Origin of the sequence: Streptomyces sp. NPDC086080, assembly GCF_044540255.1 — a bacterium.
Taxonomy (GTDB): Bacteria; Actinomycetota; Actinomycetes; order Streptomycetales; family Streptomycetaceae; genus Streptomyces.
Map to the genome: position 1 here is coordinate 1 of NZ_JBITRU010000019.1, position 25,604 is coordinate 25,604.

A 25,604-nucleotide genomic window follows, 5' to 3' on the forward strand; every position below is an offset into this window, starting at 1 on the left:
ACGTCCTGTACCCGATGAAGGACGCCCTGAAGGCCCGCGCGACGGTGGGCGAGGTGTGCAACGCGCTGCGCGAGGTGTGGGGCACCTACGTGCCGGCCGATGTCTAGAGCCAACTCCAACACGGATCCTGGAGCGAGGAGTTGTCAGTGCAATCGTCACCACTACGGGTCGTCGTGGCCAAGCCAGGTCTCGACGGCCATGATCGGGGAGCGAAGGTGGTCGCGCGAGCGTTGCGTGACGCGGGTGTGGAAGTCATCTACACAGGACTGCATCAGACGCCGGCGCAGATCGTTGCGACTGCCGTTCAGGAAGATGCTGATGGCATTGGACTTTCTGTGCTGTCCGGAGCTCACATGACCGCGTTCACGGAAGTCATGAAACTGCTCCAGCAGGAGGACGCGTCAAACATTGTCGTGTTCGGCGGCGGCATCATCCCGGAGGACGACGTGGCAACTCTCCTGGAGAGTGGTGTCACGGCACTGTTCACGCCGGGCACTTCGATGGCGACGCTCGTTGAATGGGTGACGACTCATGTGGGCGTGAGCGAGGAATCTCCCGGGCGTATGGTCTCGTAGCACACGTCGGTCGACCGGGGGAGTACAGGCCTACGGGATCCGGGCTGACAGTCAGCGAGGTGTCGGTGGACTCGGCCTGGGTGTGGATGGCCTTGCCGCAGTCCCCTATGAGTGGGGGAGCCGTCCCGGTCGGCAGGCCGGGGCAGGTCCTGCGGCCGTGGCCATCACCGGGGCCCTTCGGCCCGGGGACCGGGACCTGCGGTCACTGCACCCGGAACTCCCGCCTCGTCATTCTGGGATCGGAACACACCGACCCAGGAGGTGGACGCCATGTCCGGCACCGTGACCGTGGGCTACGACGGCTCGCCCGAGAGCCGTGCCGCTGCCGACTGGGCGGCCCGTGAAGCGGAACTGCGCGGTGCGCGACTGCTGCTGGTGCGCGTCTGGGAACCCGTCCCGGAACCCATGGCGGAGGCATCGTCCAGGGGCGGAACACTCTGGCACTGGAGCGAGCGGCTTCCGCGCGAGGCGGCCGCGGGCCTGCGTGCGCGGCACCCGGGGCTCGACGTCGCCGTGGAACAGATTCCCGGACGACCCATGGACGTGCTCCCCGACGTGGCGAAGGACGCGGAGCTGGTGGTTCTGGGCTCGCGCGGGCTGAGCGGGCTCGGAGGGTTTCTCGTCGGGTCCGTGGGCATGGTGGTGATCGCCCACACCGAGACCCCCGCCGTCCTCGTACGCTCCGTCGGGCACGCCACGGGCGGGCACGACCAGCTGCCCGCGGGGGCCGCGGACGGGCCCGTCGTGGTCGGTGTCGACACCGACCACGCCCATGACTCGGTGATCTCCTTCGCCTTCGAGGAGGCCGCCCGCCGTGGCACCGCGCTGAAGGCCGTGCACGGCTGGAACCTGCCGCCCTACTACGCCTACGCCCTGCCCGGTTACCCGGGACTCACCGCCGAACTGGAGGGGCAGGAGGCCGAGTCCCTGGCCGCGGTCCTGCGCCCCTGGCGGGAGAAGTACCCGGACGTCGAGGTGATCGAGGAAGCGCGCTGCGGCAGTCCCGCCGACCGGGTGATCGGCGCCTCCCACGAGGCGTCCCTGGTCGTCGTCGGCCGCCGGATCCGCCACAGTCACGTCGGCGCCCACATCGGACCGATCACCCATGCGGTGCTGCACCACGCCACCGCCCCCGTGGCCGTGGTCGCCCACGGCTGAACACGACACGAAGGAATGAGAATGATGAACGCAGCGGTCGGACGAGGCGACGGCGAGTACCTGGTCGTGGGTGTGGACGGCTCCGAGCCGAGCCTGCGGGCCGTCGACTGGGCGGCTGACGAGGCGGTGCTGCGCGGCGTACCGCTGCGGGTGGTGTACGCCCACCTGTGGGACCGGTACGAGGGAGCCGCGCTCGCCCAGGACGTCGGTGGTCCGGCGCGGGCGCCGTCGCCGCAGGACATCGCCGACGCCGGTGCCCGGCGCGCCCACGCCCGGCACCCCGGCCTGCCGGTGACCACCGACGTGGTGCCGGAGGAGCCGGAGTACGCCCTGGTGCGCGAGGGCCGCGACGCCGCCGCGCTGATCGTCGGTACCCGCGGTCGCAGCGGTCTCGCCGAACTGCTGCTCGGCTCCGTCAGCCTGGCCGTCGCCGCCCACGCGGACTGCCCGGTGATCGTGCTCCGCGGCAGTCACGACAACCAGGCGACGCCGCCGGTGCACGGCCGGGTCGTCGTCGGAGTCGGCGACGACCCCAAGGAGTCGGCGGCCCTGCGCTTCGCCGTCGCGGAGGCGCGCCGGCGCGGGGTGGCCCTGGAGGCCGTACGTGCCTGGCGGTGCCCCGCGCACGAGAGTGCCGACCATCCCCTGATGGCCGGGGAGCCCGCCCGTCTGCACGAGGAGCGCGCGGCCGAGGAACTGGAGGCGGCGCTGCGGGACGTCCCCGAGGACCTCCAGGTGTACCGGCGCACGGTCGAGGGGTACGCCCGGCGGGTCCTCCTGGACGCCTCGCACCGGGCCGACCTGCTGGTCGTCGGCGCCCGTCGCCGGGACGGGCACTTCGGGCTGCAGCTCGGCCGGGTCGCCCACGGGCTGCTGCACCACTCCGCCTGCCCGGTCGTGGTGGTGCCGCACCGCGAGGGCGACGCCTGACCGACGGCCGGCCGCTCCGCCGGAGACCGGCTCGCCGAGGCCGATGTCCCCGCGTGCGCCGAGCAGGCGGCCGCCGACCAGGGCGGGGAACGCGCCGGTGAGGATGCTCACGACGCCGTCTCCGCCGGGCCGCGGCGCGGGCGGCGCGCGGGGTGCCGGGAGCGAGTCGCGGCTCATGCGCCGACAGCGGGCGACCGCCGCTTCGACGCCGATGCCCCCGCGCACCCGCAGACTGGCCATCGTCGGGCCGGGCCGCCCATCGGCCCTCGGAGTCGGCTCCGTCACCCTCGGGGACCCGGGCTCCCCCAGCCCCGGGTGGCCTGTGGGGCCACCCGTTTCGAGCCGCCCGCCGACGTCGGCGGGCGGTCAGGCGTCGTGATCCGGTCGGCGTTGCTTCACGGGAGTGAGATGGGCCAGGCACAGTGAGGGCTCGACGAAGGGCTCCAGTCGGTCGACGTCCAAGGGGGCCCGTACTTCCTTCAGGGCACCCCGCATGAGGCCCAGGTGGAGGGAGCACACCAGGTCGCGGTGGTCCGCCGCGATCTCCCGGAACGGGCAGTGGTGCAGCGGGATCACGGGGCCCGGACGGTTCTCGACGGGGCCGGGGGCGAAGCTGACGTCCGTGAGCACCTGGGCCAGCCGCCGGAGGGCCTCCTCCGTGTCGACGCGCTGGGTGGGCGAAGGGGTGTCGGCGAGATAACGGCCCCATGCCTCACCGGCGCCGACCGCGGCCTGCGCCGGTTGCGGCAGCGCCTCGGTGACGAGACCGGTGAGCATCTGGGCGAGCAGCCGGTAGCTGCGGCGGCCCGCCGGCACCCGGGGGGAGGGGGCGGCGCGGTAGACGGTACGGGGCCTGCCCGGCCGGCCGTGCCCCCCGGTGCCCCGCTCGGCGAGTCCCTCCTTGACCAGGATGTCGAGGTGGAACCGGGCCGTGTTGGAGTGCAGACCCGTCTGCTCGGCGATCTCCCGGACCCCCGCTCCCTCGGGCGCGGCGCGCAGTACGTCGAGCACGCGGCCCCTGCTCTCGCCCACGGCGGGAGCAGGGGCCGCATCATGCACCGTCCGCTCACTCATATGACCGATTCTACCCAACGCATGTGGTGGAAACGAGGGGCACCCGAAGGGGCGGGGCTGTTTTTAACAGGTAGTATTTGTAAAAACCAGTGGAAACCCTCGGGTCATGAGGAGGAGGTGCGCCGATGACCTATGTGATCGCGCAGCCGTGCGTGGACGTGAAGGACAAGGCCTGCGTCGAGGAATGCCCGGTGGACTGCATCTACGAGGGGCAGCGGTCGCTGTACATCCACCCGGACGAATGCGTGGACTGCGGGGCGTGCGAGCCGGTCTGCCCGGTCGAGGCGATCTTCTACGAGGAGGACGTGCCGGCCGAGTGGCAGGAGTACACCCGGGCGAACGTCGAGTTCTTCGACGCTCTCGGGTCGCCGGGTGGTGCGGCCGGGCTCGGGCCGATCGAGCGCGACCATCCGCTGATCGCCGCGCTTCCCCCGCAGGGGGAGTGAGGGGGTGCGAGCCATCGGGCCGCGCCGCCCGCCTGCGCGCCGGGCGGCGCGGCCCGGTGTCAGGACCGGAGCGCCTCGCACACCCACCCCTCGGGGGTCCGCCCCGTCTCCAGCAGTTCCCGCAGCCCGGCCTTCTCCGTCTCGGTCAGGGCCCGCTCGGTCTGCGGGTAGAGGATCCGCTCCTCCTTCTGATTGTGGGCGTCCAGCTGCTCCTGGAGTTCCCGCAGGAGGTCCGCGGTCGCCGCGCGCGCGGGAGCGTCGCCCGGGTCGCCGTCGAGCGTGTCCAGGAGGCTCCACATCTGCCCGTGCTCACGCACCATCACGAACACGGGCATGACCAGCCCCGCCGCCCGCAGGGGAGGGAAGAGGAACTCCTCCTCCAGGTAGATGTGCCGGCGCAGGGCCGCCACCGCGCGGGCGAGCGGCCGCGGGTCGGGCTCGCCGGCGGCGAGCCCGGCGGCGAACCTCTCGATGCCCTCGTCGATCTCGTGATGCTCGCGCTCCAGCGCCTCGGCCACTGTCTCCACACCCATCGGGCGGCACCTTTCTTCCTGTCCTGCGCCGTCGTTCCACGGCTCCGTCGGCGTGACCTAGTTTTAACGAGTGATACTGTAAAAACAAGTTGGACGTACAAAGCGAAGCAACCGAGGAGAAGGACATGGCCAGCGCCGAACTGGACATCCGCCAGGAGATCCCCGCACGCCGACACGAACTGATCTTCAGCACCTACGGCGCGCTCGCCGCCGACGAGCAGTTCGTCCTGGTCAACGATCACGACCCGAAGCCGCTGTACTACCAGTTCGCCGCCGAGCACGCCGGCCGGTTCACCTGGGAGTACCTGGAGGAGGGCCCGGAGGTGTGGAAGGTCCGGATCGGACGGCTCGCCGGCTGAGAGCCGCCAGGCGTGCGGTCCGAGTGCGTGCCCGGCGTCGGGCCGGTGCCGCACCCCTCGGACCGCACGCGTCCGGAGGACCCGCCTGTGCCCTGGCCCCGGCCCCCTGACGGGGTCGCAGCACCGCCCGGTAACGCGCCCTGCCTGCCGGATCCGTGACGGGGCGGCAGTGGCACCGGTGACGACGACGCTCCGGCGCCGGCCGGAATCGTCATGACGTTCGTCGAGGCCGATCCCGCCGTCGAGTTCGACGAGGAGCGTCTCGGCGCCCTCCGCACCCTCCGCGCCCGGCTCGCCCCTGCGCCGACACGCCGGGGGCGACGCCTCGTGGACGGCGAACGACGTTCCTGCAACCGCTCTCCTCCGAAAAAAGCCGAGGCCGTCCGCAGGACCTCGTTCGCCCGTCGCAGTTCCCGCACCTCGCGCCGCAGCTGAGCCAGCTCGTCCTTCTCCTCGGTAGTGAGCATGTCGTTCCGTTCGCCGGCGTCGGCCTCGGCCCCGTCCGGGACCGCATCGACAGGCCGCGTTCCACGGCCGGATTCACCCTGGAGTCCCGCGGAAGACGAACTCTGCCACCGGCCTCGGGCCATGATGGGAGTACGCCCACCGAAGAGGTCGCACTCATGCCAGATCCGTTCGCCGACCCGCGCCTCCGGCTCCGGCGGGACGCGGGCCGGACGCACGAGGAGCAGGCGGCAGCGATCAACGCTGTCTCCCGCCGGGACACCATGACCCGCCGGGAGACCGGCCGCCGCGAGAACGTCGGGAACATTCCGGCCCCTCACACCATCGGCCGTATCGCGGCGGCCGATGCGGGGAAGGCCAGGACGTCGTGAGGCGTCGCGCGCCGCTGGGTGGCGGGCCGTGCGCGGTCGGCTCGTGACGGGGCAGGAAGCCGGGCGTTCCGCCACGGCTGCCGGGACGTCCGTACGGCCGCCGGGGAACGGGTACGGGGACCGCGGAGCGACCGCCCCCTCGACCGGGGACGCCGCCGCGGTCCGGACCCTGCCGACCGGCGAGGTGTTCGCCGCGCTCGGCACCTCGCCGCGGGGGCTGACCTCGGCGGCCGCCGAGGACCTGCGGGCCCGGCTGGGCCCCAACGAACTCCCCTCCGCGCACCGGAGACGACCGTGGCGGCAACTGGCCGGCCAGTTCACCGACCTGTTCGCCGTCGTCCTGCTCGTCGCCTCCGCGATCACCTTCCTGGCCTACGGACTTCAGGACCCGAGGGACGCCGGCACGCTGCAGCTCGCCGTGGCGATCGTGTGCGTGGTGATGCTGAACGCCGCCATCGGCTTCGCCCAGGAGTACTCCGCCGAACGGACCGCCGAGTCGCTGCAGGCGATGGTCAGACACACCTGCCGGGTGCTGCGCGACGGGGATCCGCGCGAGGTGCCCTCCCAGGACGTGGTGCCCGGCGACGTGGTCGTCCTGGAGGCCGGCGACGCGGTGCCCGCGGACTGCAGGCTGGTGGAGGCGCACGAGGTCTCCGTGAACAACGCGGCGCTCACCGGGGAGAGCGACGCCGTCGGCCGGACGGCCCACCCCGTGGCCGAAGGACCGGTCCTCCAGGCCCGCAACTGCGTGTTCATGGGCACCGACGTGGTGGCCGGCACCGCGAAGGCGGTGGTGTTCGCCACCGGTACGGCCACCGAGTTCGGCAAGATCTACCGGCTGACGGCCGCCGCACCCGGCCGGCGGACCCCGCTGCAGCGTCAGATCGCCCTGATGGCCCGCAGGGTCGCGGGGACGGCCCTGGCGATCGGTGCGCTGCTGTTCCTCGTACGCCTGCCGACCGGGCAGCCGTTCGTCGAGACCTTCGTCTTCGCCCTCGGCGTCATGGTCGCGCTCGTTCCCGAGGGCCTGCCCGCGACGATGTCGGTGTCCCTGGCGATCGGTGTACGGCGGATGGCCCGGCGGCACGCCCTGGTCAAGCGGCTGCTGGCGGTGGAGGCACTGGGGTCCACCACGGTGATCTGCACCGACAAGACCGGGACCCTCACCCGGGCCGAGATGACCGTCGTCCACGTATGGGCGGGCGGGACCGGACACGCCGTGACCGGCGTGGGCTACGCGCCCGACGGCGACATCGCCGACCCGGAACCGGTGCGCGGGCTGCTGAGGACGGCGGCCCTGTGCTGCGACGCCCGGCTGGTTCCGCCCTCGGACGACGCAGGATGGCGGGTGCTCGGCGACACCACCGAGGGGGCGCTGCTCGTCGTCGCGGCGAAGGCAGGGCTCGACCTGGCGGCGGAGGAGGCCGCGACACCGCGCGTCGCGGAGCATCCCTTCGACTCCGGCCGCAAACTCATGAGCACCGTGCACCAGGACACCGACGGCTACCACGTCTACGCCAAGGGCGCGCCACAGGAACTGCTCGACCGTTGCGTCGCCGCCGACTGGGCGGGGGAGCGCCGGCCGCTGACCGACGCGCTGCGGACGGAGATCGTCGCCGCGAACGACGCGATGGCCTCCCGGGGGCTGCGGGTGCTGGCAGTGGCCCGGCGGCCGGTGCCCGGCCCTCGTCCGGGCCGGGAGACGGCCGAGTCGGAGCTGACGCTGCTGGGGCTCGTCGGGATGCTGGACCCGCCGCGGCCCGAGGTGAGTGAGGCGGTGACCGCCTGCCGACGGGCCGGCATCCGCATCGTGATGGTCACCGGGGACCACCCGCTGACCGCCGAGGCCGTCGCCCGGAGGGTCGGCATCGTCACCGGCCCCGCCCCCACCGTGGTCACCGGAGCCGCCTTCGAGGCCCTGGACGACGACGGCCTGGACACGCTCCTGGGCCGGCCCGGGGAACTGCTGCTGTGCCGGGTCGGCCCCGAGGACAAGATGCGGGTCGTGGGCGCCCTGCACCGGCGCGGCGAGGTCGTCGCCGTCACGGGCGACGGCGCCAACGACGCCCCGGCACTCAAGCATGCCGACATCGGTGTGGCGATGGGCGCCTCCGGCACCGACGTCGCCCGGGAAGCGGCCGTGATGGTGCTCCTCGACGACTCGTTCGCCTCCATCGCCGCCGCGGTGCGGCTCGGCCGTTCGGTCTACCAGAACATCCGCAGGTTCCTCGTCTACGTCTTCAGCAGCAACATCGGCGAGCTCGTCCCGATCGTGGCCGCCACCTTCGCCGGGTTCCCGCTGGTGCCGATCAGTGCCGTGCAGATCCTCGCCATCGACCTCGGCACCGATGTGCTGCCCGCCCTGGCGCTCGGCGCCGAGCCCCCTGAGTCCGACGTCATGGACCGGCCGCCCCGCTCCCGGCGCGAACGGCTGTTCTCCACCGCGGTCATGGGACGCATCCTGTTCCTGGGCGGCATCCAGGCCATCGGTGTGACCGCCGTGTTCTTCTGGCACATCCACGCCTCCGGTATTCCGTGGGGGGACATCACCGAGGACGACCCCGTCTACCGGGAGGCGGTCACGCTGGTGCACGCGGGAATCGTGCTCAGCCAGTTCTTCGTCGCCCTCGCGGTACGCACCGACCGGCAGAGCCTGCTGCGCACCGGCCCGCTGTCCAATCGCTGGCTGCTGGCCGCCGGCTGCGTCGGCATCGTCGTCATGGCGGGCATCAGCTATCTGCCCCCGCTCCAGGCGCTGTTCAACACGGCCCCGCTGGACGCCGGCGACTGGGCGCTCCTCACCGGTCTCGGCGTGCTGGTGCTGGTCGCGGAGGAACTCAGGAAGGCGTGGCTGCGCCGCCGACGCACGGCCCCGGAAGGAGAGACCCGATGAGAGTGATCGTCGCCGGCTGCGGACGGGCCGGTTCCCTGCTCGCCGCCCGACTCGTCACCGAGGGCCACGACACCAGCGTCGTGGACCGTGACGCCAGGAGCCGCAGGCTGCTCCCCGCGGGCTTCCCGGGCCGCTTCCACGAGGGCAGCGCCTACAGCCGTACGGTGCTCGAGGCCGCCGGCATCGAGCACGCCGACGCGTTCGTCGCCGTCACCTCCAGCGACAACACCAACATCGTCGGCGCGCGGACGGCCAAGGAGGCCTATCGGGTGCCGGCCGTCCTCGCCCAGGTCCAGGCCCCCCGCAGCGCCGACATCTGCCATGACCTCGGCATCCCCACCGTCGCCGGCGTCCGCTGGACCGTGCACGAGATCCACCAGAGGCTGCTGCACCGCCACCTCACCCCGGAGGTCACCTTCGGCAACGGCGAGACACTGCTGATCCGCTCGCACCTGCCCGGTTATCTCGCCGGCCGGCCGCTGACCGAACTCGACGTCGACGGCGAGATCCGTGTCGTCGAGGTGACCCGGGCGGGCCGTTCGCTCGTCCCCGCGCACCACACCCCGGCCGAGGCCGGAGACCTGGTCACCTTCGCCGTCGCCGCCACCTCGCTCGGGCGGCTGCGCGGCTTCCTGGACAAGGAGCTGGGAACGTGAAGACCCTCGTCGTCGGCGCCGGGCGCCTGGGCACGCAGATCGCGCAGGTCCTCGCCGCCGCCCACAACGATGTCACCCTCGTCGACATCGACGACGACCGCGTCGCCGGACTCGAAGGACGGCTGCCGGTGCGCCTCCTGGCCGGAGACGCGTGCGAACCCGCGTTCCTGGAGCATGCCGGGATCCTCACGGCCGACCTCGTCATCGCCACCACGGGCGCCGACGAGGACAACCTCGTCATCAGCCTCCTCGCCAAGCGGCGGTTCGCCGTGCCCCGCGTCGCGGCCCGGGTCAACGAGGTGGAGAACACCTGGCTCTTCGACGAGAACTGGGGCGTGGACACCGCGGTCCCCGCCGCCACACCCCTGATCTCCCTCATCGAGGAGGCGACCGGCGCCACCGACACCGTCGCACTGCTGCGCCTGAGCAAGGCGGGTGTGGACGTCATCGAGACCGCCATCACCCCACAGTCCCGGGCCGCGGGCCGCACGCTCGCCGACATCGTCCTCCCCGCGGGCACCGTCGTCGCGACCGTCGTCCGGGAGGGACAGCCCACGGTCCCCACCCCCGGGATGCGGCTGCGGCCCGGCGACGAACTCCTCCTCGTCTCCCACGCGGCCACCGAGCGGGAGATCCACGCGGCCTTTCAGTAGCCGGCACGCGCCGGTCAGGAGCAGGACGACAAGGAGGTCCGGGCCGGACGTCGCGGCGTGCGGGGCCCTAGGGCCTGTCCGGCGGATCATGCCGGAGACGCGGGGCCTGGCACGCCCATCTGCGGCGTTGTCGTCACTCGCCGACTCCCCCACTCTCGGCTTCGCTCGAGTGGGGAACCCCCATCGCGTCGACTCCCTCCTCCGCCTTGCAGCTGCACGCACCAGACCCCGCTCACCCGGGCTGCAAGGCGCCGTAGCTTTCCTCCGACTCGATCCGCCGGACAGGCCCCAGTGCCGGCGGCAGCGGTACCGCGCCCTGGGCACCGGGCGTGCTGCCCCGGGACGGCTCCCGGAACGCTCGGGGTTTCTCCCCTGCACCGCGCGACACGGGACACGACACGCGGGGTGACGCGCGGCGGCCGGGGAGTCGTGGGAGTGGCCTTCTCCGCTCACCCCTCGGCCGGGGTGATGCGGCGTCCCGTGAGGCGGGCGGGCCGCAACGACACCCACATCTCGCGCGTGCCCCCGGCCCACGGCGTGGTGTGGGCGCGTTCGCTCAGCCGTCGCGCCTCGTCGGGCTCCGTGACGGCCCGTGCGGGGCCGACGGCCAGCACGCTCCAGCCCCGGCTCATGGCCTCGTCCAGCTGATCGACCTCGAAGGCGATCTCCGTGCCCGCGGCGGCCGCGGGCACGGAGCCGGGAGCGGTCCGGAAGGCGATCGCGTCGTCGACGACCTCGTAGTTGACCGGGATCACGGCGGGTCCCTCGGGTGTGCCGACCGCGACGCGTCCGACACCGTGTGTGGAGAGCAGGGTCCGGCACTCGTCGGGCCCGAGGTCCCGCAGGCGGGGGTGCAGCAGTGCCACGCCCTGGCCGGGCGGCAGGTCGGTGCCGGCGCCGCGCAGGGTCCGGACGTTGGTGTGCAGTGCCGTGGCCAGCCGGACGAGGGTGGCCATGCTGGGGTCGCCGGGATGCTCTTCCAGGTAGGCGAGGTAGTCCGGTGCCATCCGGGCGCGGCGGGCCGTCTCCTCCCGGGTCAGGCCCCGCCGTTTGCGTTCGGTGGCCACCCGCCGGCCGATGTCACCGGGGTCCGGCGGGCCGGCGGGGGCAGGCGGGCCGGCGTCGGTTCCGGGTTCGTGTCCGAGGTGCTTGACGTGGGCGTCGGGGCCGGGGAAGACGAGTGTCACGTCCTGTGTGTCCGACCAGCGCACGTCGTAGGGGGGTGTGCCGTCGTCGTGGTGCAGTCCGACGATCTCGCCGTCGCGCCGCGGGACGCCCGTCGCCGGACTCTCGACGACGAGTTGATCGCCCAGGTGAGCGTGCATGGTGGCCGCCCTTTCCTCACCGTACCGGTGAATGCGACTGCCCCCCTCACGAGGCCCGGCGCAGCGGACCGCCGGGGAACGGTGGCGGCGGGCGCCGTCCCGTCACGCCCGGCATCCGCCCTGCGGGGGCCTGGCCGCGGGTTCCCTGAGCGGGTCCCCTCCGCGGAGCGGAACCCTGCTGCGGAGCGCAGGAGGTGTCATCGGTCATATCTCCTCGGTGGCGGATCCGCGGTGCTTCCGGCCGCGGAGACGAACCGCCGCTCGCCGGGTACCCCGGACGGGCGTCGGAAGTCCGTGCTGGTGGGCCGACCGGGCTAAGCCCTCCCCTTCGGGCCGTGGCCGGTGCCCGTCACGGGTGCGCAGCAGGGTCGCGCGCGCCCGGCGCCCGTGCGGCACGGGGCGGGCGCGGGCAGCGCCGTGTTGCCCGGCAGTCCCCGGCGGGTGACGGTGGAGAGGACACGGCGAGCGAGGGAGCGGCCATGCGCGGACTCGTCTACCACGGCCCCGAACGGACATCGTGGGACACCGTCCCCGATCCCGTGATCGAGCAGGACACCGACGTGATCGTACGGGTCGACGCGACCACCGTCTGCGGAAGCGATCTGCACATCCGGCGGGGCGACCTTCCCGAGGTCAAGCCCGGGACCGTCCTCGGGCACGAGGCGGTCGGCGAAGTGGTGGAGGTGGGCCGGGCGGTGCACACCCGGCGGCCCGGGCACCAGGTGATCGTGTCGTCCGTGTCGGCCTGCGGCCACTGCCCACCCTGTCTCGACGCCATGTACGGGCAGTGCCGGGGCGGCGGTGGATGGATCCTGGGCCGGGAGATCAACGGGACGCAGGCCGAGTTCGTCCGCGTCCCGTTCGCCGACCACTCCACGCACCGGCGGCCCCCGTACCTCTCTCCCGACGACGGGGTCCTGCTCGCCGAGCTTCTGCCCACGGCCTACGAGGTGGGGGTGCGCAGCGGACACGTGGGCCCGGGGGACACCGTCGTCGTGGTCGGCGCGGGCCCGGTGGGGCTCGCCGCCGTCATGATCGCCCGCCTCTACTCGCCCCGGCGGATCGTCGCGGTGGACCTGTCCCCTTCCCGGCTGGAGGCGGCCACCCGAGTGGGCGCGGATGCCGCCGAACTGCCCGGACGGATGGTCGCCGATCTGTCGGAGGGCCCCGGCGCCGACGTCGTCATCGAGGCGGCGGGCGATCCGGAGAGCTTCGTCCTGGCCACGCGCGTGGTGCGCGCCGGAGGACACATCGCCAACGTGGGGATGCACGGCAAACCGGCCACCCTGCATCTGGAGTCCCTGTGGCGGAAGAACCTGACGATCAGCACCGGTCAGGTCGACACGTCCTCGACGCCCTGGCTCCTCGACCTGGTGGCCTACGGACGGCTCACGGTGTTCCCGCTCGTCACCCACAGATTCCTTCTCGACCGCATGGAGGACGCCTACGAGGTCTTCTCCGGCGGACCGGACACCGGCGCCCTCAAGGTGGTGCTGCACCGCGAGTTGCCGGAGCCGTCCCCGTAGCCGTCCTCCGGCACCCGCGGGGTGTCAGGGATCAGGGAGGTCGGAGGGCGGGTGGCGGCCGCTGCCGGGCCGCGATGGAGCCGAGGGCCGCCCGCTTCTTGCGGGCCCTCATTGCACGGTGCGCGGTCTCGCTCCGCTTCTCCGTGTCTGCTGTGGCCCTCGGCTCCCTTCCATGACACCTCCGCCCGCCCGCCGGGCGTAGGGCCGAACGGCCCCGGCCGGGAGGGCCGGCCGGCCCCCACCCGCCCTGAAGGCCGATGGCTGCGAGGGCCGCTCAGGACACCCCTGTTCAGGACGCCCTGTTTGTTCAGGACGCCCTGTCCGGCCCACAGCGCTGGTGTGGTGACGATCACCGCCTCACAGGCGGCTGATCCAGCCGTCGGCCACACCGTGCACCGCGGGGGGTTCGGCCGGCCGCAGACGGGTGTCGTCGACGCGGTACGACAACTGGTCCACGACGGCGACGACCCCGTCGACGCGGCCCGTCGTGCGCAGCGCCACGGCGATGTCGCTGCGGCGCTCCAGCCGGCCGGTGAGGGTGACCACACCGTCCCGGACGCTGATCGCGACGGCGTACGGTCCCAGCGAGAGGGTGCGGCCGAGGACCTCTTTGCGTACGGTGTGCTCGATGCTGTCGTCGGTGCGCAGGAAGACCTGGAGCAGGTCGCGCCGGGTGACGATCCCGGTGAGCCGGTCCTCCTCGTCCACCACCGGCAGCCGCTTGATCCCGTGCTCGGTCATGAGCCTGGCGGCCTCGGAGACGGTGGCGTCGGCCCGTACCGTGACGGCGGGAGCGGACATCACCCCGCCGGCCGTCCGTGCCCGGCTCTTGGCCGCCTCGTGGCGGACCCGGCGGCTCAGCCCCCGGAGCCGCTGCGTCCAGACACCGGACGTGTCACCGGACCCGGCGGAACGGACCTGGCGGAGCATGAGGTCCGACTGGGAGATCACGCCGATGACCTTGTCGTCCTCGTCGATCACCGGGAGGCCGCTGATGCCGTGGTTCTCGAGCCGGCGCACCACTTCCTTGAAGGGGGTGCCGTACTCGGCGGTGATGACGTCGGTGGTCATGATGGAGCCGACCCTGGTGACCTTCATGACTGATCCTCCTCGACCGGTCGGGGCCCTGTCGGCGGCGCCGACGTGAACGTCCCACGGAACCTTCGACCCCAGCCTCCCGGGTGCGGCCCGCGCGGCCCAGGGCCCGAGGGGACTCGGGGTCAGGGCCGACCGGCCCGGCGGCGCCGCGGAAGCGCCCTCGCGCACGGGCCGGTCGCGGTCGTACCGGGCCGCCGCCGTGTGAGGGGTGCCGGACAGGGGCCCGATGGCCCCTCCGGGTGGACCCGGTGGCCCCTGCCCCGGGCGCCGCTCCCGCGGGACGCTGACCTAGGGGGAGAAAAGGCCTTTCCTGGAGGTGTACGTCATGCTCTCACCTGTTGTCGCCGGGGTCGACGGTTCACCGGAGAGCCTCGCCGCCGCCGAGTGGGCGGCCCACGAGGCCGTTCTCCGTGGACGGGCACTGCACCTGCTGCATGTGCGCAACTGGCATCCGCGACAGGGCGAGGTGGAGATCACCCACGCGGCCGAGCGGAACCGGGCCCGGCGCGTCCTGCGACAGGCCGAGGAACGCGTTCGCGCGGTGTGCCCCGGCGTGCGGGTCGACGACGAGCAGGTCGAAGGGCCGGCGACCGCCGCCCTGGTGAAGGCGGCGGGCGACGGCGAGTTGCTGGCACTGGGCTCGCGCGGGCTGGGGCGGCTCAGCGGACTGCTCGTGGGGTCGGTCGCCCTCGGGGTCGTGGCGAAGGCGTCCGGCCCCGTCGTCCTCGTCCGGGCCGACGGCACGGCGGGTGAGGACCGGGAACCGGCCGGCACCGGCCGCCGGGACGTGGTCCTGGGCGTCGATGTCGCGGAGCCGTGCGACGAGGTGATCGAGTTCGCCTTCGAGGCGGCCCGCGCCCGCCACGCCCGGCTGAGGGCTCTGTACGCCTGGCGGGCGCCCGACCCGCTCACCCTGGGACCCGGCGAGATCGGTCTGGTGAGCGATCCGGAGCGGGCCGAGGAATGGCTGAGCTTCCTCTCCGCCGTGCTCCAGGTGTGGCGCGACAAGTACCCCGACGTCGAGGTCCTCGAGACCGTGGTCGAGGGCAAGCCCGCACGGACCTTGAGCAAGGCGGCGTCCAACGCGGAACTGCTGGTCGTCGGTCACGGCATCACCGACCGCCCGAGGATCGCGCGTACCGGCCCGGTCACCCACGCGGTGATCCAGCAGGCGGGCTGCCCCGTGGCCGTCGTCCCCCACTACTGAACCACCCGAGGTGATCCCCGTGCTGAAACCAGTCGTGGCCGGCCTCGACGGCTCGCGCGAGAGCATGGCGGCAGCGGACTGGGCCGCCAGGGAGGCACTGCGCCGAGGACTGCCACTGCGGCTCGTGCAGGCCCGGGAGGACCCGGCCGCGGGCGACGCGGAGGAGCGCAGGCCCGAACTCGACGCGCCCCGGTACCAGGCATGCCAGGTGCTGCGCCGGGCCCTCGACCGGATCAACGAACGGTATCCGCGGCTGTACATCGCCGCCGAACAGGTGGGCACGGCACCGGGCCCGGCCCTGCTGGCCGAGGCGGAGCGGGCCGAACTGCTCGTCATCGGCAGCCAGGGGCTCGGCGCGGTCGGCGGACTCCTCACCCGGTCCGTGGCGACGGCCACCGTCGCACGCGCCGCGTGCCCGGTCGTCCTGGTGCGGGCGGGCGAGAAGGCGGAACACGAGCACCTGCCGGACGACGCGGGCAGGCCCGTGACCCACACGGTGTTCCGTGATGTCGCGGTCGCCGTCGACGTCGGCGACACGTGCGACGACGTGCTGGAGTTCGCGTTCCGCGCCGCCGAACTGCGCCGGGCTCCACTGCGTGCGATGCACGCCTGGCACGTACCGCTCGGGCGGGGCCTCATCGACGTCGAGGAGCGGGTACGGATCCGGCGGGCCGCGGAGCGGGAACTCTCGGCGCTCGTGGAGCCGTGGCAGCGGAAGTACCCCGCCGTGTTCGTCAGGGAGGAACTGCACGAGGGTCCCCCGGCCCATGTCCTGGTCCGCGCGGCGCGCGGGGCGGGCCTGCTGGTGGCGGGCCGCCGCAGGAGGCGTGCCGCGATCGGCTCGCGCACCGGCCAGGTCGCCCACGCCCTGATCCACCACGTCGGCTGCCCCGTGGCGATCGTGCCGCACGACTGACGGGACGCGGGCGCTCTCCCTCGTCCGGTGCGCCCCGTGCCCCTGCCCTGAGCCGTGCGGCCCGGCCGGTCGTCCGGAGGCTCTACCGGCGGGCGCGTCGGCGGGCGACGAGCAGGCCGAGGACCATGCCGACGAGCAGCGTGACCGTGAGGACGCTCCACAGCGGGAGCGTGACGGTCGGGATCCACAGCCTGATGGTGACCGATTTCGTGTTGGCTGCGATGAACCAGATGGCCAGGCCGGCCAGTACCACGAAGCCGATGGTGCGCAGCCTGACGTCGTGTCCCTTGACCGTCACGGTCGACGGGTCATGGGTGTGTGCGGCATTTCGGGCCATAGCGCCCATTGTCCCGCCATGTGGTGTGACGGGCGACCCCGGGGAGGCGCCTCACTGAACCCCACAGGGGCGGCCGTGACCCGCGGGGGACAGTGGTGCTACCGTCTGCGTATACCCCTATGGGTAATTCTCCGGCGGAGGTGACGCGCGGGCGGCCGTGCCGACGGCCCGGTCCGCACTCCGCGCAGCCGCCGGTCGTCGGTGCGGGTGGGTCTTCGCCCCCGCCGGGAGGGCGGGACTCGCCGTCCGGATCCCCCGGCCGGGTCGGCGGCGCACCCGCGGAAGCGAGAGAGCTGCATGACTTTCCGATGGAGCCGGAGCGGCCAGGAACGCGTGAGCGTCCAGGTGGCCGCAGCGCTCACCGGGCACGACGACGCGGTCGGCACGCATGCCGACGCCGTGCTGGTCGATGTCCGCGAATCCTGGGAGTGGCAGGCAGGGCACCCGCCAGGCGCCGTACACCTGCCGATGTCCGCACTCGCCGCCGGGGCGGGACTGCCCGCCGACGCGCAGGCGCGGCCCCTGGTCCTGATCTGCCGTACCGGCAACCGCTCGCTGCAGGCCGTCACTCTTCTCGCCGCGCTGGGCGCCGAGGCCGTGGATGTGATCGGCGGTATGGAGGAGTGGGCCGGAGCCGGCCTGCCGCTGGTGAACGATCGCGGAGGGAGCGGCGGCGTCGCGTGAGTGTTCCACCCCGGCGGTCCGTCCTGCGCCCGCCGCGGACTGTCCGGCACGGGCGTCGAACCCCCACCCCGCACTCCACCGTATAATACCCCCAGGGGTACTCATCGTCCCGATGCGGTATCTCGTCGACCACGAAGGATCACACAGCCGCCATGACCAGCCCTCTCACCCCGATCACCCTGGAAACCGGCCAGGCCGGAGCCCGGCTGCACGAGTTCACCGTCATCGACGTGCGCACGCCCGGCGAGTACGCCTCCGGGCATCTGCCCGGCGCCGTGAACATCCCCCTGGACCACGTCCGACGCGCCCTGCCGGAGATCCGGGACGCCGCGCAGCGCGGTGACCTTCTCGTCGTCTGCGCCTCCGGGGCACGCTCGGAAAAGGCCTGCGCACTCCTCGCCGAGCAGGGCGTCCGCACCGCCACGCTCGCCGGTGGCACCGGCGCCTGGCAGAGCGAGGGCCGTGACCTGCACCGTCCCGCGGCCTGCGACACCCGGGCCGGCTGGAGCATGGAACGCCAGGTCCGCTTCACGGCCGGGGCGCTCGTCCTCCTCGGCCTCGTGCTCGGCCTGCTCGTGCACCCGGCCTTCCAGTTCGTCGCGGCGGGCATCGCGGCCGGCCTGGTCTTCTCCGCCCTCACCGGCACCTGCGGCATGGCCGTGATGCTCGGAAAGCTGCCCCACAACCGCCCCCGCGCGGCCGATCTCGACGCCGCGCTCGCCGCTCTGCGCGGCCGGTGACACGCCACCGGCCGCCCGCCCGGTGAGAGCGCGGGGGACTCACTCCCGGCCGTCCCGCACCACGACGACGGGACACCGCGCGTGGTGCAGGACGGCCTGACTCACCGATCCGAGGAGCAGACCCGCGAAACCGCCCCTGCCGCGCGCCCCGACGACCAGGAGCTGCGCGTCCGCGCTCGATTCGATGAGGGTGTGGCGGACCCGGCCGATCACCGGCCGGGTCCGCACGGCGACGTCCGGGTACCGGTTCTCCTGCCCGGCCAGCGCCCCGTCGAGCACGTGCTCCGCGTGATCACGCAGATGTCTCCGGTCGTAGGTCACGAAGGGCGGGTCGGCGGGGCCGTCGTAGGCGTCCGCGCTCCCGGGCCGGCACACGTGCACCGCCGTGAGGGCCGCACCGCGCAGACCCGCCTCGGCCAGGGCGAAACGGACGGCCGGCGCGGAGGCCGGCGCGTCGTCGACCGCCAGCAGCACCGGCCCGCCGGGCGCCGGCCGTCCCCGTACGACCAGGACCGGGCACCGGCCGTGTGCGGCGAGCTGCCCGGCGGTCGAGCCGAGCAGCAGTCGGCCGACGGCGTCGTGCCCGTGGCTGCCGACCACCGCCAGGGAGGCCGTGCGCGAGGCGATCACCAGTACCTCCGACGGATCGCCCACGGCGACATCGCGGGCGATCTCCACACCCGGACCGGTGCGACGGGCCCGCCGCTCGGCCTCGGTCAGGGTGCCGTCGACCAGTTCCCGCACCCCCGCTTCGGCCCGGTCCCACGGCGGGCCGCCGCGCGGCACGTGCGGGGTCGGCCGTCCGAAGGCGTGCACCAGCCGTAGGGCCACGCCCCGCAGCGCGGCCTCGTGGGCGGCGGTCTCCACCGCGTCCAGACTCGACGGTGAACCGTCCACCCCCACGATCACCGGCTGTCCCATGGCTACCCTCCCTGCCGGGCGCCGTCACCGTTCGCGCCCGGGTGGGGGACGGTGAGGACGGGGCAGTGCGCGTGGTGCAGCACGCCCTGGCTGACGGATCCCAGCAGCATGCCGCTGAAGCCACCGTGCCCGCGCGTGCCCACGACCAGGCCGAGCGCGTGCGCGGAAGCGTTCGTCAGCTCCCGCACCGGGTGCCCCTTCACGACCTCGTGGTGGAGCTCCACCCCGGGATGGTCCGCGGTGCGCCCGGCCACCGTCTCGGACAGCACCCGGCGGCATTCCCGCAGCGTCGCGTCCTCGTCCAGGACCCCGAGCAGCGGGGTCCGCCAGACGTACAGCGCCCGCAGGTTCGCGCCCCGCAGCGAGGCCTCCTCGAACGCCAGGTCCACGGCGGCGGCCGAGTGGGGGCTGCCGTCGACACCGACGACGAAGTACGGCGGCTGCTGGGCGGTGTGCTCCCCTTCGCGGACGACGACGACCGGACACGCCGAGTGGGCGGTCAGCGGCAGCGCGACCGCGGCCGAACCGAACAGCTCCCGCGCGTGGCCGAGGTGCCAGGAGCCGACCACGACCTGGGTGGCGTGGTGCGAGTGCTTGGCCAGGACCCATGCCGGATGTCCCTCGGCCAGCACCACCGAGGTGTCCAGGCCGGGGCGGCGCGCCTCGACGAACGCGACCGCGCGCTCGAGCACGTCGTTGCCCGCCGTGTGCAGGTCGTCCCGCCACTTCTCCCACGAAGGCGGTGTGCCCTCCAGCCGGAACCCGGGAACGGGCTCGCCCTGCGTGCACACGAGCGTCAGGGGGAGGCGGCGCCGGTCCGCCTCGTCGGCGGCCCAGGCGAGCGCCGAGCGCTTGTCGGGATCGGGATCGACACCGATCACGATCGGCTTTCGTCCATCGGCCGGCATGGCCAACACCTCCAGCGGTCTGTCGCCCCCGCGTCACTGCGAGCCGGACGGCCCCGTGTGACCAGAGTGGGCCGCGCGCCCCATCTCAAACGAGGGCCGGGGGGACCATGCCCACCTGACGGTGGACCCGGGTGGCCGGCCACCATGGGACGAGTCGTTCCGGACACGTCCTTCGCACCACACGACGCGGGCGAACCGTGGGCGTCGCTGACAGCCGAGGAGGCCCGGCACCTGGCCGGGCTGCTGCTGTTCCGGGCGGCGGCCGTGGCTCCGGAACCCGAGGTCGGGCCGGGCCTCGTCGAGGTGACGCCGATCGCGGGGGACGCGTTCGGGATACGGGTCCGCGGACACACCCTGACGGTCGACCAGCCGCTGTCCGACGGGGGAAAGGACACCGCCCCCACACCGGTGGAGCTCTTCGTGGCCGCGGTCGCGTCCTGCGCGGCGCACTACGCGGGGCGTTTTCTCGACCGCCACGGAGTCTCCCGCGACGGTCTGTAGGTCCGCGCCGAGTACCGCATGGCCGACGACCGGCCGGCCCGGGTCGCGGCGCTCGCCGTGACCGTCCTGGCCCCCTCCCTGCCCCCGCGGCGCCTGGCCGCACTGCGTGCGGTCGTCTCCCACCGCACGGTCACCAACACCCTGGCCCGGGCGCCGGAGGTCGGGCTGGACGTCCGGTGCGCGTCCGGGGAGGCGGCCGCCGGGAGCGATTGAGGAACACCCCGGGGCGGCGTGTCCACGTGCGGGCCGGTGGACGAGGGCACGCGGGACACCGGGACCGTCCCGGTGCGGCAGGCCGGACGGGACAGGCGGGGCGCTGTCTCTGTGCTCGGCCGGTGACACACCGGCCGCGCACCCACGTCGTCAGAGATGATCCGCGCGGAGTTCCCCGGCGATGTCCGTAGCCCACGCCTCGACGGCGTCCCAGTCCCGGAAGTCGCCGAACCGCCCGCCCACCAGCCGGAAGAGTACGCGCCCGGTGCGCGGGAGCTGATCCGGTCCGACGACCCCGGAGAACAGGCGGTGACCCCGGTGCCGCAGATCCGGCGGCAGGCCGTCCTCGATGGCCGGCAGTTCCTTGGGAGCCAGACGGCGCCACGGCCCGCGCAGCGCCGCGGGCATCCCGACGCTGAAGATCCACACTGGGCGGGGGCCGAGCACGTCCGGATTGTTCCGTACGAAGTCCACGGCCGGGGGCAGCCAGCTCTGTCCGTGCACGGCGCTGCCGAGGACGAACGCCCGGTAGGCGTCGGCATCCTCGACCTCCGTCATCGGCCTGGCCTCGGCCGTCAGTCCCGCACGGCTCAGCACGGCCGCCATCCGTTCGGCGATCGTCCGCGTGGAGCCGTGGGCGGTCGCGTACCCGACGAGGACGTCCATGGGAGTACCTCCTGATGAGGTGTTCGCCTCCGTGGGGAGAACTCAGGGCGACGGCTCCGGTTCCCGACCGCCCTGGTCGAGCCGGAAGGGCGGATACACGTCGGTGAGCAGGGCCGCGTAGGCGGCCACCCGCAGCACCCAGCGGTTCAGCCCGAGCAGCAGATCGAACAGGCCGCGGGGATAGCGGCCGGTGAAGGCCAGGGCGACTCCGGCGAACAGGGCCAGCAGTCCGATGAGGCCCCCCGAGAACCAGGCCATGCGCGCCCCACCGAGGAGGAAGCCCAGGATCAGGTAGTGCGGGACGACCAGGATCCACCACTTCACGAGGACAAGGCCGCGGGAGAGCTCGCCCGGGTACGGCAACTCCCAGTGCGTCGGGTAGTCGGGGACGTCGGCGAGCGTGAACGGCGGATAGCGGTCGGTGCCCAGCGCACCGTACGCGTAGTACGCCACACGCCAGTTCCACCGCAGCACACCGGCGTTGAAGTCGAACAGGGGCCGTGGGTAGCGGCCCGTGAAGAGGATGGCGAAGAAGGCCACCACGCTCACCCCCGCGAACGCCACCCACAGGAAGGCCAGGACGACGTAGTGGGGGAGGGCGAGCAGCCATTTGACCAGCCACAGCCAGCGGGACAGCGGTGCGTCGAGTACCGCTGTCAGCCGCGCGGGATGAGGCGGAGGCGTCATCCCGGTGGGCGGTTCGGCCGGGGGCTTGATGTTCGTGCTCATGGCGACCGGTCCCTTCGGGCTCCGGTGACGATCACGGGGGTGGGTGGTCGTCCCGTTTCGTGTCGGCTGAAACGGGTGGGCACAGGTGCCGACCGGTAAACCATTCGCCAGGCAATGTGGGTGGTGGCGGCTCCGCCGCCCTCCTCCCAGTATCCGTGGACCGGCGCGAGAGGCATGGGCCGAGCGGGGCACGGCCCGGGCCCATCGTCCCTGTGCCGGGCCCACCCGCCCGGCTAGAGTGAGTGCGTATCGGCTTCCGTCGCCGTCCTCCCCCCGTGGGACGGTGCCGGAAGCCGGTCGCGTCCCGCGCCACTGCGACGGCCTGATGGGATGTCGCGCGGGGACCTTCGGCCCATGATCGCGGTACCTCCTCCGCGCCGTCGTGCGAACCTCTCCGGGCGCCTCCGGGCACCCCGGGCCTTTCCGGAGGTCGCGGAGCGACGCGGGCAGTGCGACGGTAAGTGCGAGGGCCCTCCGGAGCGGTAGGGGAGGAAGGCGGTGGCGACCATGGAACTTCCCGTCGAGGCGGGGGCCGGCCGATCGGATCCCGGTCCCGTGGCGGTGGCCGCCCGCGCGAGGTGCCCGGTCGCCGTCGTCCCGCGACGGGTCCGACGTCGGTGCTGTCGCACACGCCTGCACGGTCCGGCGAGGAGACGAGGGAGGGGCCGATGTCGGAGTGGACGTGGGAGTACGAGGGGTACGACCCCGCCGCCGAGCGCCTGCGGGAATCGCTCTGCACGCTCGGCAACGGCTACTTCGCCACCCGTGGTGCGATGCCCGAGTGCAGGACCGGCCTGGTGCACTACCCGGGGACCTACGTGGCAGGGTGCTACAACCGCCTCGAGTCCACCGTGGCCGGGCGCCGGGTCGTCAACGAGGACATGGTCAACCTTCCGAACTGGCTGCCGCTGCGGTTCCGGACGCGGGCGGGAGACGGGACGTGGGGGCCCTGGCTCTCCCCGGACGCCAGGGGAACGGCTCTGCTCGACCACCGGCAGGTCCTGGACCTGCGCCGGGGCCTGCTCATCCGGACGTCGCGCTACCGGGAGAGGACGGGGAGAACGCTCCGAGTCGAACAGACCCGTCTGGTGCACATGGGGGACCCGCATCTGGCGGCGCTGCGGACGGTGCTCACCGCCGAGGACTGGTCCGGGGACGTCGAGGTGGAGTCCGCCCTCGACGGCGAGGTGATCAACGCCAACGTCCACCGGTACCGGGCTCTCGAACAGCACCACCTGACCCACGTACGGACAGGTGTGCGGGAGCCCGGGACGATGTGGTTGCACTGCCGGACCAGCACCTCCGGCATCGTGATCGCCATGGCCGCCCGGACCGTCGTCGTGGGGGCGTCGTCCCCCTCCTCGTCCCAGCCGCGCCCCGAGCGACGCCGCGCGCTCCACCGCCTGGTGGTCCCCATGGCTCCGGGCCGGCCCGTCGAGGTGGAGAAGACCGTGGCGCTGCACACCTCCCGCGACACCGCGATCAGCGAGCCGCTCGGCGCCGCCGTCGACCGGGTGACCGCGGCACCGGACTTCCCCGCCCTGCTGGACGCGCACACCACCGCCTGGCGGCAGCTGTGGCGGCGTGCGGACATCGATGTCCCCGGCCAGGCGGGCCGCGTTCTGCGGCTGCACCTCTTCCACGTGCTGCAGACGCTGTCCCCGCACACCGCGGACCTGGACGTGGGGGTGCCCGCCCGAGGGCTCCACGGCGAGGCGTACCGCGGCCATGTGTTCTGGGACGAACTCTTCGTGCTCCCCTACCTCAACCTGCATCTCCCCGAGGTGTCCCGGGCCCTGCTGACCTACCGTCACCGGCGCCTCGGCAGGGCCTGCCGGGCCGCCGCGGCCATCGGCCGGGCCGGGGCGATGTACCCGTGGCAGAGCGGCAGCGACGGCCGCGAGGAGACCCAGGAGCTGCACCTCAACCCCCGCTCGGGCCGCTGGCTGCCGGACAACTCCCGGCTGCAGCACCACGTCGGCTCGGCGGTCGCCTACAACGTCTGGCGGTACTACGAGGCCACCGGCGACACCGAGTTCCTGTACACCAAGGGCGCGGAGATGCTGCTGCAGATCGCCCGGTTCTGGGTGGACAGCGCGGTCCTCGACCCCGCGACGGGCCGCTACCGCATCCGCGGTGTCGTCGGCCCCGACGAATACCACGACGCCTACCCCGGTGCCGCCCGGCCGGGACTGGACGACAACACGTACACCAACGTCACCGCCGCCTGGGTCGTCGCCCGCGCCCTGGAGCTCGTCGGCTTCCTCCCCGTCCGGCTCCGGCATGAACTGTTCGAGCGTGTTGGGCTGGACGGCGGTGAACTCCCGAAGTGGGAGGAGGTGTCCCGGCGGCTGCACGTGCCCTACCACCAGGGCGTCATCAGCCAGTTCGAGGGCTACGGCGAGCTGGCCGAGCTGGACTGGGACGCCTACCGGGCGCGCTACGACAGCATCCGGCGGCTGGACCGGATCCTGGAGGCGGAGGGCGACACGGTCAACCGCTACAAGGCGTCCAAGCAGGCGGATGTCCTCATGCTCGGCTACCTGTTCCCGCCGCAGGAGTTGCAGGGGCTGTTCCGGCGCCTCGGACACCGCCTGGACGACGAGGTCTGGCGCAGAACCGTCGACTACTACCTCCAGCGCACCAGCCACGGCTCCACACTCAGCGAACTGGTGCACGGCTGGGTCCTCGCCCGGGTCAGGCGGGCCGACGCGTGGCAGTACTTCCACGAGGCCCTGGAGGCGGACGTCACCGACATCCAGGGCGGCACCACCGGGGAAGGCATTCACCTGGGGGCCATGGCCGGCACCCTCGATCTGGTCCAGCGGTGCCTGACCGGGCTGTCGGCCCGCGGGGACGTCCTGTCGCTGGATCCGGTGCCGCTGCCGGCGCTGTCGGAGTACCGGGTCGCGCTGGGCTACCGCGGTCACTGGGGGATCGGCCTGCGGTTCCACGACGGGCGAATGGAACTCGCCGTACCGGACTCGGAGGAGTCACCGCTCCGCGTCGTCCTGGCCGGACGGGCCGCCACCGTCGCTCCCGGAGAGACCCGTACCCTCCGGCTGCCGGCGAACTGATCAGCTCTGTCGGAGGCCTGCCGCGGAACACCGGCAGGCGCGCACGCCGGGCGGTGCCCGGCTACAGTCGAACGAACGGTCGCCGCACCGCGTGGCCGGCCACCGGCCGCGCGGGCTGTGCGAGGAGGTGCACCGCCCATGCCGAAGAACGTGCTGGTCGCCTACGGGACGACCAACGGAGCGACGGCGGAGATCGCCGAGAGCGTCGCCGCGGTCCTGCGCAAGGAAGGGCTCACGGCCGAGGCGCTGGCCGCCGGGTCCGTGGGGAGCACGGAGCCGTACGACGCGGTCGTGGTCGGAGGCGGACTGTACGCCGGGCGCTGGCACCGGGACGCCCGCCGATTCGTCCGCCGCAACGGCGAGGACCTGGCCCACCGGCCGCTGTGGCTCTTCAGCAGCGGACCGCTCGACGCCTCCGCCTCGGAACGGGACATCGAGCCGGTGCCCTGGGTGCGGAAGGCCGTGGTCCGGCTCGACGCCAGGGACCACGTCACCTTCGGCGGCTGTCTGCGGGAGGGCGCGAAGGGCTGGGTCGCCCGGATGATCCTGCGGAACGGCAAGGGCGGGGACTTCCGCGACTTCGGCCATATCGAGGCGTGGGCCGCGGGGATCGCCCGGGAACTGACGCGCGACTGACCGGCGT

27 protein-coding genes and 1 pseudogene are annotated in these 25,604 nt (G+C 73.1%); 18 read left to right on the forward strand and 10 right to left on the reverse strand.

Annotated elements, in window-relative coordinates:
* Window positions 1–140: 140 nt before the first annotated feature.
* The 3 genes from ACIF9R_RS22215 to ACIF9R_RS22225 all read left to right on the forward strand — a co-directional run bounded on the left by ACIF9R_RS22215 (window position 141) and on the right by ACIF9R_RS22225 (window position 2,663).
* Window positions 141–575, forward strand: a complete 435-nt coding sequence (locus ACIF9R_RS22215) for a cobalamin B12-binding domain-containing protein (RefSeq protein ID WP_399982730.1) — start codon at window positions 141–143, stop codon at window positions 573–575.
* Window positions 576–845: 270 nt separating this feature from the next.
* Window positions 846–1,733 (forward strand): universal stress protein, encoded by an 888-nt coding sequence (locus ACIF9R_RS22220; protein WP_399982732.1) that lies wholly within the window; start codon window positions 846–848, stop codon window positions 1,731–1,733.
* A gap of 15 nt (window positions 1,734–1,748) precedes the next feature.
* Window positions 1,749–2,663 carry a universal stress protein gene (locus ACIF9R_RS22225; protein ID WP_399982735.1) on the forward strand — a complete coding sequence of 305 codons (915 nt, stop codon included), beginning with the start codon at window positions 1,749–1,751 and terminating at the stop codon, window positions 2,661–2,663.
* Between the two features lie 366 nt (window positions 2,664–3,029).
* Here ACIF9R_RS22225 and ACIF9R_RS22230 read toward each other — a convergent pair whose 3' ends face one another.
* Window positions 3,030–3,737 (reverse strand): helix-turn-helix transcriptional regulator, encoded by a 708-nt coding sequence (locus tag ACIF9R_RS22230; protein WP_399982738.1) that lies wholly within the window; start codon window positions 3,735–3,737, stop codon window positions 3,030–3,032.
* Window positions 3,738–3,862: 125 nt separating this feature from the next.
* Between ACIF9R_RS22230 and fdxA the strand changes: the two genes are divergently transcribed.
* A complete protein-coding gene (gene fdxA / locus ACIF9R_RS22235; RefSeq protein ID WP_399982741.1) occupies window positions 3,863–4,183 on the forward strand; it encodes a ferredoxin in 321 nt (106 codons plus the stop codon).
* Between the two features lie 59 nt (window positions 4,184–4,242).
* Here the strand turns inward: fdxA and ACIF9R_RS22240 are convergent, their stop codons facing one another.
* On the reverse strand, window positions 4,243–4,716 hold the full coding sequence (locus tag ACIF9R_RS22240; RefSeq protein ID WP_399982743.1) for a hemerythrin domain-containing protein: 474 nt from the start codon (window positions 4,714–4,716) through the stop codon (window positions 4,243–4,245).
* Between the two features lie 125 nt (window positions 4,717–4,841).
* Here ACIF9R_RS22240 and ACIF9R_RS22245 point away from each other — a divergent pair, with 125 nt between their 5' ends.
* On the forward strand, window positions 4,842–5,075 hold the full coding sequence (locus ACIF9R_RS22245; RefSeq protein WP_399982746.1) for a DUF2249 domain-containing protein: 234 nt from the start codon (window positions 4,842–4,844) through the stop codon (window positions 5,073–5,075).
* A 353-nt stretch (window positions 5,076–5,428) separates the two neighbouring features.
* On the opposite strand, the pseudogene ACIF9R_RS22250 reads toward ACIF9R_RS22245, so the two are convergent.
* Window positions 5,429–5,569, reverse strand: a pseudogene (locus ACIF9R_RS22250) (IS3 family transposase); the annotation flags it as partial.
* 129 nt (window positions 5,570–5,698) lie between these two features.
* On the opposite strand from ACIF9R_RS22250, the gene ACIF9R_RS22255 reads away from it, so the two are divergent.
* The 4 genes from ACIF9R_RS22255 to ACIF9R_RS22270 are packed head-to-tail and all read left to right on the forward strand — an operon-like array spanning window position 5,699 to window position 10,113.
* Complete coding sequence (locus tag ACIF9R_RS22255; RefSeq protein WP_399982748.1) at window positions 5,699–5,911, forward strand: hypothetical protein; 213 nt, start codon at window positions 5,699–5,701, stop codon at window positions 5,909–5,911.
* A gap of 43 nt (window positions 5,912–5,954) precedes the next feature.
* Window positions 5,955–8,804 (forward strand): cation-translocating P-type ATPase, encoded by a 2,850-nt coding sequence (locus ACIF9R_RS22260; protein WP_399982750.1) that lies wholly within the window; start codon window positions 5,955–5,957, stop codon window positions 8,802–8,804.
* Window positions 8,801–9,460 (forward strand): potassium channel family protein, encoded by a 660-nt coding sequence (locus tag ACIF9R_RS22265; RefSeq protein ID WP_399982752.1) that lies wholly within the window; start codon window positions 8,801–8,803, stop codon window positions 9,458–9,460. The genes ACIF9R_RS22260 and ACIF9R_RS22265 overlap by 4 nt, the downstream gene beginning before the upstream one ends.
* Window positions 9,457–10,113: a potassium channel family protein gene (locus tag ACIF9R_RS22270; protein WP_399982754.1), complete on the forward strand. Its 657-nt coding sequence runs from the start codon at window positions 9,457–9,459 to the stop codon at window positions 10,111–10,113. Before ACIF9R_RS22265 ends, ACIF9R_RS22270 begins: the two co-directional genes overlap by 4 nt.
* A gap of 449 nt (window positions 10,114–10,562) precedes the next feature.
* Here ACIF9R_RS22270 and ACIF9R_RS22275 read toward each other — a convergent pair whose 3' ends face one another.
* A complete protein-coding gene (locus ACIF9R_RS22275; RefSeq protein WP_399982757.1) occupies window positions 10,563–11,438 on the reverse strand; it encodes a pyridoxamine 5'-phosphate oxidase family protein in 876 nt (291 codons plus the stop codon).
* Window positions 11,439–11,917: 479 nt separating this feature from the next.
* Between ACIF9R_RS22275 and ACIF9R_RS22280 the strand changes: the two genes are divergently transcribed.
* Window positions 11,918–12,964, forward strand: a complete 1,047-nt coding sequence (locus ACIF9R_RS22280) for an alcohol dehydrogenase catalytic domain-containing protein (RefSeq protein WP_399982759.1) — start codon at window positions 11,918–11,920, stop codon at window positions 12,962–12,964.
* A gap of 357 nt (window positions 12,965–13,321) precedes the next feature.
* Here ACIF9R_RS22280 and ACIF9R_RS22285 read toward each other — a convergent pair whose 3' ends face one another.
* Window positions 13,322–14,062 (reverse strand): CBS domain-containing protein, encoded by a 741-nt coding sequence (locus ACIF9R_RS22285; protein ID WP_399982762.1) that lies wholly within the window; start codon window positions 14,060–14,062, stop codon window positions 13,322–13,324.
* 325 nt (window positions 14,063–14,387) lie between these two features.
* On the opposite strand from ACIF9R_RS22285, the gene ACIF9R_RS22290 reads away from it, so the two are divergent.
* Both ACIF9R_RS22290 and ACIF9R_RS22295 read left to right on the forward strand, forming a co-directional pair.
* Window positions 14,388–15,269, forward strand: coding sequence for a universal stress protein (locus tag ACIF9R_RS22290; protein WP_399982764.1), 882 nt, complete (start codon window positions 14,388–14,390; stop codon window positions 15,267–15,269).
* Window positions 15,270–15,288: 19 nt separating this feature from the next.
* Window positions 15,289–16,185: a universal stress protein gene (locus tag ACIF9R_RS22295; RefSeq protein ID WP_399982767.1), complete on the forward strand. Its 897-nt coding sequence runs from the start codon at window positions 15,289–15,291 to the stop codon at window positions 16,183–16,185.
* An 82-nt stretch (window positions 16,186–16,267) separates the two neighbouring features.
* On the opposite strand, the gene ACIF9R_RS22300 is transcribed toward ACIF9R_RS22295, so the two are convergent.
* Entirely contained in the window at window positions 16,268–16,522 is a 255-nt protein-coding gene (locus tag ACIF9R_RS22300) for a lipopolysaccharide assembly protein LapA domain-containing protein (RefSeq protein WP_399982769.1), read from the reverse strand.
* Window positions 16,523–16,855: 333 nt separating this feature from the next.
* Between ACIF9R_RS22300 and ACIF9R_RS22305 the strand changes: the two genes are divergently transcribed.
* Both ACIF9R_RS22305 and ACIF9R_RS22310 read left to right on the forward strand, forming a co-directional pair.
* On the forward strand, window positions 16,856–17,206 hold the full coding sequence (locus ACIF9R_RS22305; RefSeq protein WP_399982772.1) for a rhodanese-like domain-containing protein: 351 nt from the start codon (window positions 16,856–16,858) through the stop codon (window positions 17,204–17,206).
* A gap of 152 nt (window positions 17,207–17,358) precedes the next feature.
* On the forward strand, window positions 17,359–17,946 hold the full coding sequence (locus ACIF9R_RS22310) for a rhodanese-like domain-containing protein (protein ID WP_399982775.1): 588 nt from the start codon (window positions 17,359–17,361) through the stop codon (window positions 17,944–17,946).
* 39 nt (window positions 17,947–17,985) lie between these two features.
* Here ACIF9R_RS22310 and ACIF9R_RS22315 read toward each other — a convergent pair whose 3' ends face one another.
* Window positions 17,986–18,867, reverse strand: a complete 882-nt coding sequence (locus ACIF9R_RS22315) for a universal stress protein (RefSeq protein ID WP_399982778.1) — start codon at window positions 18,865–18,867, stop codon at window positions 17,986–17,988.
* A 2-nt stretch (window positions 18,868–18,869) separates the two neighbouring features.
* A complete protein-coding gene (locus ACIF9R_RS22320) occupies window positions 18,870–19,775 on the reverse strand; it encodes a universal stress protein (RefSeq protein ID WP_399982781.1) in 906 nt (301 codons plus the stop codon).
* A gap of 144 nt (window positions 19,776–19,919) precedes the next feature.
* Here ACIF9R_RS22320 and ACIF9R_RS22325 point away from each other — a divergent pair, with 144 nt between their 5' ends.
* Window positions 19,920–20,276: an OsmC family protein gene (locus ACIF9R_RS22325; protein WP_399982784.1), complete on the forward strand. Its 357-nt coding sequence runs from the start codon at window positions 19,920–19,922 to the stop codon at window positions 20,274–20,276.
* An 18-nt stretch (window positions 20,277–20,294) separates the two neighbouring features.
* Complete coding sequence (locus ACIF9R_RS22330) at window positions 20,295–20,489, forward strand: hypothetical protein (RefSeq protein ID WP_399982787.1); 195 nt, start codon at window positions 20,295–20,297, stop codon at window positions 20,487–20,489.
* 150 nt (window positions 20,490–20,639) lie between these two features.
* Here the strand turns inward: ACIF9R_RS22330 and ACIF9R_RS22335 are convergent, their stop codons facing one another.
* A complete protein-coding gene (locus tag ACIF9R_RS22335; protein WP_399982789.1) occupies window positions 20,640–21,155 on the reverse strand; it encodes a flavodoxin domain-containing protein in 516 nt (171 codons plus the stop codon).
* Between the two features lie 42 nt (window positions 21,156–21,197).
* Entirely contained in the window at window positions 21,198–21,884 is a 687-nt protein-coding gene (locus ACIF9R_RS22340; RefSeq protein WP_399982792.1) for a DUF4389 domain-containing protein, read from the reverse strand.
* Window positions 21,885–22,552: 668 nt separating this feature from the next.
* On the opposite strand from ACIF9R_RS22340, the gene ACIF9R_RS22345 reads away from it, so the two are divergent.
* Both ACIF9R_RS22345 and ACIF9R_RS22350 read left to right on the forward strand, forming a co-directional pair.
* A complete protein-coding gene (locus tag ACIF9R_RS22345) occupies window positions 22,553–24,961 on the forward strand; it encodes a glycoside hydrolase family 65 protein (RefSeq protein WP_399982794.1) in 2,409 nt (802 codons plus the stop codon).
* Window positions 24,962–25,099: 138 nt separating this feature from the next.
* Window positions 25,100–25,597, forward strand: a complete 498-nt coding sequence (locus tag ACIF9R_RS22350; protein ID WP_399982796.1) for a flavodoxin domain-containing protein — start codon at window positions 25,100–25,102, stop codon at window positions 25,595–25,597.
* Window positions 25,598–25,604 lie beyond the last annotated feature (7 nt).

Bases quoted from the DNA above. Each gene is read 5' to 3' on its own strand.
- ACIF9R_RS22330 (WP_399982787.1), top strand. From the start codon at position 20,295: ATGGCCGACGACCGGCCGGCCCGGGTCGCGGCGCTCGCCGTGACCGTC.
- ACIF9R_RS22340 (WP_399982792.1), bottom strand. From the start codon at position 21,884: ATGAGCACGAACATCAAGCCCCCGGCCGAACCGCCCACCGGGATGACG.
- ACIF9R_RS22310 (WP_399982775.1), top strand. From the start codon at position 17,359: ATGACCAGCCCTCTCACCCCGATCACCCTGGAAACCGGCCAGGCCGGA.
- ACIF9R_RS22230 (WP_399982738.1), bottom strand. From the start codon at position 3,737: ATGAGTGAGCGGACGGTGCATGATGCGGCCCCTGCTCCCGCCGTGGGC.
- ACIF9R_RS22275 (WP_399982757.1), bottom strand. From the start codon at position 11,438: ATGCACGCTCACCTGGGCGATCAACTCGTCGTCGAGAGTCCGGCGACG.
- ACIF9R_RS22240 (WP_399982743.1), bottom strand. From the start codon at position 4,716: ATGGGTGTGGAGACAGTGGCCGAGGCGCTGGAGCGCGAGCATCACGAG.
- ACIF9R_RS22255 (WP_399982748.1), top strand. From the start codon at position 5,699: ATGCCAGATCCGTTCGCCGACCCGCGCCTCCGGCTCCGGCGGGACGCG.
- ACIF9R_RS22225 (WP_399982735.1), top strand. From the start codon at position 1,749: ATGAGAATGATGAACGCAGCGGTCGGACGAGGCGACGGCGAGTACCTG.
- ACIF9R_RS22285 (WP_399982762.1), bottom strand. From the start codon at position 14,062: ATGAAGGTCACCAGGGTCGGCTCCATCATGACCACCGACGTCATCACC.
- ACIF9R_RS22245 (WP_399982746.1), top strand. From the start codon at position 4,842: ATGGCCAGCGCCGAACTGGACATCCGCCAGGAGATCCCCGCACGCCGA.
- ACIF9R_RS22280 (WP_399982759.1), top strand. From the start codon at position 11,918: ATGCGCGGACTCGTCTACCACGGCCCCGAACGGACATCGTGGGACACC.
- ACIF9R_RS22335 (WP_399982789.1), bottom strand. From the start codon at position 21,155: ATGGACGTCCTCGTCGGGTACGCGACCGCCCACGGCTCCACGCGGACG.
- fdxA (WP_399982741.1), top strand. From the start codon at position 3,863: ATGACCTATGTGATCGCGCAGCCGTGCGTGGACGTGAAGGACAAGGCC.
- ACIF9R_RS22300 (WP_399982769.1), bottom strand. From the start codon at position 16,522: ATGGCCCGAAATGCCGCACACACCCATGACCCGTCGACCGTGACGGTC.
- ACIF9R_RS22325 (WP_399982784.1), top strand. From the start codon at position 19,920: ATGGGACGAGTCGTTCCGGACACGTCCTTCGCACCACACGACGCGGGC.
- ACIF9R_RS22320 (WP_399982781.1), bottom strand. From the start codon at position 19,775: ATGCCGGCCGATGGACGAAAGCCGATCGTGATCGGTGTCGATCCCGAT.
- ACIF9R_RS22350 (WP_399982796.1), top strand. From the start codon at position 25,100: ATGCCGAAGAACGTGCTGGTCGCCTACGGGACGACCAACGGAGCGACG.
- ACIF9R_RS22290 (WP_399982764.1), top strand. From the start codon at position 14,388: ATGCTCTCACCTGTTGTCGCCGGGGTCGACGGTTCACCGGAGAGCCTC.
- ACIF9R_RS22345 (WP_399982794.1), top strand. From the start codon at position 22,553: ATGTCGGAGTGGACGTGGGAGTACGAGGGGTACGACCCCGCCGCCGAG.
- ACIF9R_RS22220 (WP_399982732.1), top strand. From the start codon at position 846: ATGTCCGGCACCGTGACCGTGGGCTACGACGGCTCGCCCGAGAGCCGT.
- ACIF9R_RS22315 (WP_399982778.1), bottom strand. From the start codon at position 18,867: ATGGGACAGCCGGTGATCGTGGGGGTGGACGGTTCACCGTCGAGTCTG.
- ACIF9R_RS22265 (WP_399982752.1), top strand. From the start codon at position 8,801: ATGAGAGTGATCGTCGCCGGCTGCGGACGGGCCGGTTCCCTGCTCGCC.